This window comes from Psychromonas ossibalaenae ATCC BAA-1528, from assembly GCF_000381745.1.
Classification (GTDB): domain Bacteria; phylum Pseudomonadota; class Gammaproteobacteria; order Enterobacterales; family Psychromonadaceae; genus Psychromonas; species Psychromonas ossibalaenae.
Window position 1 is genome coordinate 1 of sequence record NZ_KB907064.1, and the last position, 2080, is coordinate 2080.

Here is a 2080-nt window from a genome sequence, read left to right on the forward strand (position 1 = left end):
AATTCTTTTGAATAGGTTTTACGTTTTTTCATTTAAATCTCCAGTTAAATCAATTATGTCTTAACTGGGTTAGTCGTATCAATTAAACCACGTCAACCATACAAAAATTTAACCTGACTACTGTAAATTTCTCCCAGATATTTAGCCTGAGAGCCACCAACTATTTCTTCAGTAAACAAATATTTTAGTCCCACTAGTGACTTGAACATTCCACTTGTACCAAAGGTTATAATAGTCGCAGCGTAAAAGAATAGAATTAAAAATAAGCCGGAGGCTACGTCAATGTAACTCTTTACGCTAGCCCCCAAGATAATTAACATCCCGATTGCACCAGATATAATCAATAAAGCTATCATATTTTTCATAATAATTTTCCTCGTCCAATTAACTTCAATTTCGTTAGAAGCTGCTTTCAGTGCTTGAGGAGATAAATTAAAAACAGAAGCAATGGCAAGGGTTGATTCAGCTGATGCTTTACCGTCAGCTTCTATACGTTGAATTGTCCTTATTGATAAATCAGTAGCTTTAGCTAATACCTCTTGAGACCAACCATTTTCTCTACGCAATGTTTTTAATTTATTTGTTGAAAGAAACAAACCTACCTCCTCTAGAACCTTGAAAACAACGAAGATAATTATGTTCTTATTCATTGTTTTATCTAGTTTTTTACCACGACACTTTAACGACACAACGCGACACGCCAATAAAATCAATGAGTTAATTGATTTTATTGTATTTAAGATTTATACAGCAACGTTATCGGATTTAGGCTAAATTCTCATATACAGCTAACAGTTTTATAGGTTTCACTGCACGAGAAGCCGTAACACCTATATATTGAACAATATCTACTAACCAATATGAATCAACACGTTCTATATAACTATTCAATAAAGTCTAATTTTAGATAAGTGTTACGGCAATACCTATCACTGGAAATATATTTAGACTATTCAACCGAACTCACCATGCCCAAATAGCTGAATGAGCCTTTATGGTCGCAATTGGAAGATTTCGAGCATGCTAGTAAAAACGCTCGCTGCCGGGAAAAAGCGTGCGTAGTACAAATCGACCATGATTCCATTTTTTATTTAGGATTCTAAAGCGTAGGACACATTAATAACTTTATTCATATGGTCAGTTTCACTTGACCACTTCAGTTGATGGTACCCCCTTGTGTCAGATTGGTTCTCAAGGGCTTTTGTTAGACTTTGTTCGCTAACAGCGCCTTCTACGGTGCAAACAACCATGGGAGACTGACTGTAAAGCTAAAATATATAAATTCACAGCTTAGGCATAGTTCTAATGTCAAACAAATTCCATAGGGGGCTAAGCTGAATATCCTTCAAGCTAGGTAGTCTCCACTCCTCACATAGTGGATACATATCTAATGAGTCCCGTATAGCTTTAGATTTTAAAGAACCATTGCTAGAGCTGATATTAAAATGCTTGTATAAATCAGATGCACTTACATATGGACAGTTACTTTTATCAAAAAGAAAATTTACCATTCCTACAGCGTGAATTACAGCACACGCCCACGCACAGGCGTTCCCCTTAACTAAAAGACACGGTTTCTTACAACAAAGAGTAGCCGTCACCGACCGAATCAAATCGGAATATTCGTCATTTAAAAGCTCACATGAATATTGTTCAGTTAAATCGGTAATCTCCTTATACCGCCCCTTCATTACACTTGGAATACGATTTAATTTCATTTCTGTCATATGCCCTCACACTAATCAGCCAATTTAATCGAAGAATGTATTTATTTAAACTCAAAGTGGTATACGATAATTATGGTAAATCTCCCCATTGTTACCATTAGCTATGTGAAACCTAACGAACCAATCTTCATGAAGTCGCAACGCTATTTTTTTCCGCAAAAAGTTAAACAGCGCTTGCAACGCCCCCGTCATCAACAAAAATAACCCTGTGATGGATTAGCAGTGATATATTCCTCCTCCGGTTAAAGCCGCTTAGACTGTAAGCGTCCGGCCAACTACACTGGCTCGAGTTTTACGTTCCATGGCAAGAGCGAATCTATCTCATCTGGCTGATTTGATAACTGTTCAAGGCA

At 36.7% G+C, this 2080-nt stretch carries 2 protein-coding genes; both read right to left on the reverse strand.

Annotated elements, in window-relative coordinates; translation table 11 throughout:
* Positions 1-92: 92 nt before the first annotated feature.
* Positions 93-650, reverse strand: a complete 558-nt coding sequence (locus G327_RS25555) for a helix-turn-helix domain-containing protein (protein ID WP_019617266.1) — start codon at positions 648-650, stop codon at positions 93-95.
* Between the two features lie 633 nt (positions 651-1283).
* The gene (locus tag G327_RS27685; RefSeq protein ID WP_019617267.1) at positions 1284-1727 is read right to left on the reverse strand and encodes a DUF6398 domain-containing protein; all 444 of its coding nucleotides are present in this window, start codon (positions 1725-1727) and stop codon (positions 1284-1286) included.
* Positions 1728-2080 lie beyond the last annotated feature (353 nt).